This is a genomic window from Streptomyces inhibens (assembly GCF_003389455.1).
Lineage (GTDB): Bacteria > Actinomycetota > Actinomycetes > Streptomycetales > Streptomycetaceae > Streptomyces > Streptomyces inhibens.
Window position 1 is genome coordinate 1 of the sequence record NZ_QUAC01000362.1, and the last position, 4,830, is coordinate 4,830.

The following is a 4,830-nucleotide window of genomic DNA, read 5'->3' on the forward strand; positions in this document are numbered from 1 at the left end:
ACCGAACCCGCAAGGCCCTCACCCGTTCAAGATCCCTCAGCCGAGACCTGCATCACCCGTCCACAACCTTCCGAGACAGAACAGCTAGGGCCCGTCAGAAGGGTCAGCGTCGGCAGAGCCCTAAGCCGCGCCTGCCCCCGTGAGCGCGCGTACCTCCGTTTCTGCGTGCCGGGCCTCGTCGGCGGGCTCCGGGGAGAGCACCGTTCCCAGCCAGCCCATCAGGAAGCCCAGCGGGATCGATACGACCCCGGGGTTGTCCAGGGGGAAGAGGGCGAAGTCCAGTTGGGGGAAGAGTGACTGCGGACTGCCGGAGACCACCGGCGAGAGGACGACCAGGGTGATCGCCGGGATCAGACCGCCGTAGACGGACCAGACCGCGCCCCGGGTCGTGAAGCGACGCCAGAAGAGGGCGTACAGCAGAGCCGGCAAGTTGGCCGACGCTGCGACGGCGAATGCCAGGCCCACCAGGAAGGCGACGTTCAAGTCCTGCGCGAGCAGGGCGAGGCCGATGGCGACCGCGCCGACGGCGACCGCCGCGATGCGTGCCACGGCCACCTCGCGGCGCTGTGCGTCGCGTGCCGTGCCACGTGGGCGTCGCAGCGAGGCGTACAGGTCGTGTGCCACGGAGGCCGACGAGGCGAGCGTGATGCCGGCGACCACCGCCAGGATGGTGGCGAACGCGACCGCGGCCACCACGGCGAAGAGAACTGTTCCCCCGGTCGAACCGGCCCCGCCTCCCAGGTCGAGGGCGAGGAGTGGGACGGCGGTGTTGCCGGCCGTATTGGACGTGCGAACGGCGTCGCTGCCGAGCACCGCGGCGGCGCCGAAGCCCAGCACGATGGTCATCAGGTAGAAGCCACCGATCAGCCCGATGGACCAGACGACGGAGCGCCGGGCGGCGCGCGCCGTGGGGACGGTGTAGAAGCGGGACAGGATGTGCGGCAGCCCGGCCGTCCCCAGGACGAGCGCCATGCCGAGGCTGATGAAATCGAGCCGCGAGGTCCAGTTGCCGCCGTATTTGAGGCCGGGTGCGAGGAAGTCCCGTCCGTGGCCGCTGCGTTCGGCGGCGGTGTTCAGCAGTGCGTTGATGTCGCCGTGGAAACGGATGACCACCAGGACGGTCAGTGCGATGGCGCCGCCCATGAGGAGCACGGCTTTCACGACCTGGATCCAGGTCGTGGCCCGCATGCCGCCGAGGGCGACGTAGACCACCATCAGCGCGCCGACCCCGATGACTGTCCAGGTACGGGCCTGCGGGCCCGCTCCACCGAGGAGAAGCGCGACCAGGCTGCCGGCGCCGACCATCTGTGCCACCAGGTAGAGCACGGACACGGTGACGGACGCCGCGCCGGCCGCGATACGGACGGGGCGTTCGCGCATCCGGGCGGCGACGACATCGGCGAGGGTGAACCTGCCGCAGTTGCGGACCAGTTCGGCGACGAGGAAAAGGACGACGAGCCAGGCGACGAGGAAGCCGACCGAGTACAGCAGGCCGTCGTAGCCGTAGAGGGCGATCAGTCCGGAGATGCCGAGGAAGGATGCGGCGGACATGTAGTCACCGGCGATGGCGAACCCGTTCTCCATGGGCGAGAAGAGCCTGCCGCCCGCGTAGAACTCCTCGGTGGAGCCGCGCCTGCGGCGGCTCACCCAGGTGGTGATCGCGAGAGTGACCGCGATGAACACGCTGAACAGGACCAGCGCGAGGGTCTGGTGGTCGCCGGTCACCGGGCGTTCCCTCCGGTCAGTTCCTGGGTCTCCCAGCGGAGGTCGAGCGCCGCACGGTCCCGGCGCAGCCGCGCATGGCGTGCGTATGCCCAGGTGAGCAGAAATGTTGTGGCGAACTGGCCGAGCCCGGCGAGCATCGCGACGTTGAGGGCACCGGCGACGCGGTGCGCCATGAGGCCCGGCGCGGCAATCGCGGCGGTCACGTAGGCGAGGTACCAGGCCAGGAAGGCTGCCGTGGCGGGCACGACGAATCGTCGGTAGCGGCGGCGCACCTCCTGGAAGGCCGCGCTCCGCTGCACCGCCAGATAGACCTCGCCGTACGGCGTGGGCTGCGGTTCCGCTGCCGGTACCGGTTCCGGCAGCGGCGCCTGGGCGCGGTCCCGCTCACCCGTTGCGTCCGCCGTGCCGTCCAGATCGCCCCACCCGGAGGTGAGAGCGTCGTACCAGGGCTCATCGAGCCGTACGGCCCCTGGTTCACCGGCCGAGCGGCCGTCCTGCTTGTCCACCGAACTCTCCTTGGTGCACGGGTCTGTTGTCCGTGCGGCCCAAGGGTGGACAGAAAGGAGGATCTCGGATGCTCCATTCCGGACCCTTCACCCCATCAGGTGATGAATCATCCGGGCGGCTGTGCGAGTCCGTGGCGGTAGGCGTAGTGGATGGCCTGGGCCCGGTCCCGCAGCCCCGCTTTGGCGAAGAGATTGTTGATGTGGGTCTTCACGGTCGCGGTGGAGACATGCAGTGTGCGTGCGATCTCCGGATTCGACCGGCCCTCGGCGACCAGCCGCAGCACCTCCACTTCGCGGGCGGTCAGCCCGTCCGGGGGCTCGGCCGGCGGCTGTGGCGGGGTCCGTACGGGCTCCGTGAAGCGTTCCAGCAGTCTGCGCTGGATCTTCGGCGACAGTCCGGCCTCGCCCGACAGCACATCGTCGATGGCCCGGACGATCTCGTCGCCGTCCGCGTCCTTGGTCAGATAGCCGAGGGCACCGGCCTGCAGGGCCGGGAAGAGCGAGTCGTCGTCGGCGTAGGTGGTGAGCACCACAATCTGGGTACCGGGGTGATCGGTGCGGATCCGGCGGGTGGCCTCGACGCCGTCGCAGCGTGGCATGCGCAGGTCCATCAGGACGACGTCGGGGGCGAGTTCGGCGACCATACGGACCGCTTCCTCGCCGTCCGCGGCCGATCCGACGACCTCGATTCCCGGCAGCAGCCCCAGCAGCATCACGATTCCCTCGCGCACCACCGTCTGGTCATCGGCGACCACGACACGCGCCACATTGCGTGCCGTCATGCAGGCACCCGCAGCCGCACCACGAAACCCTCCTCGTCAGGGCCGGACTCCAGCGTTCCGCCGAGGAGTTCGGCGCGCTCGCGCATCCCGAGCAGACCGTACCCGGAACCGCTCTTCGCGAGTTCACCGGGCTTGCCGCGGCCACCGGAGTCACGCACCTCGAGTCCTACGTCGTCCACCGCGTACTCCAGCCGCACGTGCACCCGGGCGCCCGGGGCGTGCTTGCGTACGTTCGTCAGCGCCTCCTGGGCGACCCTGCGGACCGCGAGGCCCGCTTCGGCCGGCACGGCGCGGGCCTCGCCCGTGACGTCCAGCTGAGCGCCCTCAGCGCTGGTCAGACGGCGCAGAAAGTCCTCGACCGGGATCATCTCCCCGCGGAGGGCGGAAAGCGCCTCACGCGTGCCGTCCAGCCCTTCTCGGGCCATTCCTCGGCACGCCACCACCCGCTCCAGGAGGTGGTCACGGTCGGCCTCAAGGTCGGTGCTGCGCTGGATCAGCAGTCGCGCCGCCTCCAGGTGGACCAGCTGGGCGCTGAGGCTGTGGGCGAGGACGTCGTGGATCTCGCGTGCGATGCGCCCCCGTTCGGTGAGGGCCGCCGTTTCGGCCTCGGCCTTACGGGCCGCGCGTTCCTGGGCCAGCAGCCGATGGGCGTTGCCACGCGCCTCGGCGTCCAGCCGTATGACATAGCCCGCCAGCGCCAGGCCCACGGTGGTCGCGGCGGTCGCCATCCAGTTGTCGGTGTTGACCGCTGCGTACGCGCCGAGGGCGGCGGCGGAGCAGGGCACGGCGACGCTCAGCGGCAGCCGCTCCATGGCGGTGATGGCGCAGGCGCACCACAGGACGATCGCGGGTGTCCGCGCCCCGGCGAACTCGAAGCCGAAAGCCGCGGCCTCCAGTACGGCGAACAGTGCGACGGACGGCCACAGGCGGCGTTCCAGCGTCGTACGGAAGAAGCCGCGGAAGGCCAGCACGGTGATGGCCATCCCGGCGCCGGCCGCCACCAGGCCCCACCCTCGGAAGCCGGGCCCCGCCAGGGTGGTCCACACCAGCCCGGCGACCACCAGGACACGCACCGACCGGCCGAGCCACAGCCGGGTGCCGCTGATGCCTTCACGGGACAGTGACTCCCGCAGGGGCCAGCTCGTCCAGGAGTTCAGCGGCACGTACGGTCCCTCCGATGGCGCGCGCCGGGCATCAGCCGGCAACAGGAACACGGTACGTCTGCTGCACGGCCTGGGCCCGCCAGGCGGTGACGCCGGCCCGGGTCAGCAGCATCGCGGCGACGGAGAGCATGGTGGCCGCGCTGCTCTGGTGGATGCCCATGACCGCGGCGATGCCCATGAGTCCGACGCGCAGCGCCATTCCGCAGAGCCATACGCCGGCCGCGGCCCAGCCGCCCTTGGTCCACACTGCGCCGTCCGCGTCCGTCCAGATCCGCGTCGTCCAGGCCCAGCCGGTGCCGCAGGCCAGTCCGATCAGCAGCTCCACGGCGAGCAGGGCGGCGGATGCCGTGGGGTGCGCGGCGTCCAGGAGGCTGCCCTGCCGCACCGCCATGACCGTCAGGACGACGGGGATCAGCCACCACTTCTTGCCCTCGGAGGTGATGCGCTGCGCCTTGAACTGCCGGATGAACACGAACGCGACAGCCGCGGTGATCACAACGATGTTGAGCAAACCGCTCATGGCCTGAGCCTCCTCGGGGCGGGGATTCGACGCTTTTGACGCTATGGAGAGCGGCGGTCGCGCGGATCGGAGCCAGGGTGGGGCCCGGGTGGACATGGCGACGGGCGCCTCTCCACCCAGGGGTGGAGAGGCGC

General features: G+C 70.6%; 5 protein-coding genes. All 5 read right to left on the reverse strand.

Annotated features, from left to right (window positions below; translation table 11 throughout):
- Positions 1 to 120: 120 nt before the first annotated feature.
- The 5 genes from DY245_RS34515 to DY245_RS34535 all read right to left on the reverse strand — a co-directional run bounded on the left by DY245_RS34515 (position 121) and on the right by DY245_RS34535 (position 4,696).
- Complete coding sequence (locus tag DY245_RS34515; protein WP_128511056.1) at positions 121 to 1,725, reverse strand: solute symporter family protein; 1,605 nt, start codon at positions 1,723 to 1,725, stop codon at positions 121 to 123.
- Entirely contained in the window at positions 1,722 to 2,231 is a 510-nt protein-coding gene (locus DY245_RS34520; RefSeq protein ID WP_128511057.1) for a DUF485 domain-containing protein, read from the reverse strand. The genes DY245_RS34515 and DY245_RS34520 overlap by 4 nt, the downstream gene beginning before the upstream one ends.
- Before the next feature lie 107 nt (positions 2,232 to 2,338).
- Positions 2,339 to 3,013 carry a response regulator transcription factor gene (locus DY245_RS34525; protein ID WP_128511058.1) on the reverse strand — a complete coding sequence of 225 codons (675 nt, stop codon included), beginning with the start codon at positions 3,011 to 3,013 and terminating at the stop codon, positions 2,339 to 2,341.
- The gene (locus tag DY245_RS34530) at positions 3,010 to 4,176 is read right to left on the reverse strand and encodes a sensor histidine kinase (protein ID WP_128511059.1); all 1,167 of its coding nucleotides are present in this window, start codon (positions 4,174 to 4,176) and stop codon (positions 3,010 to 3,012) included. Before DY245_RS34530 ends, DY245_RS34525 begins: the two co-directional genes overlap by 4 nt.
- Before the next feature lie 31 nt (positions 4,177 to 4,207).
- Complete coding sequence (locus DY245_RS34535) at positions 4,208 to 4,696, reverse strand: DUF1453 family protein (protein ID WP_128511060.1); 489 nt, start codon at positions 4,694 to 4,696, stop codon at positions 4,208 to 4,210.
- Positions 4,697 to 4,830: the final 134 nt, after the last annotated feature.

Bases quoted from the DNA above. Each gene is read 5' to 3' on its own strand.
- DY245_RS34535 (WP_128511060.1), bottom strand. From the start codon at position 4,696: ATGAGCGGTTTGCTCAACATCGTTGTGATCACCGCGGCTGTCGCGTTC.
- DY245_RS34525 (WP_128511058.1), bottom strand. From the start codon at position 3,013: ATGACGGCACGCAATGTGGCGCGTGTCGTGGTCGCCGATGACCAGACG.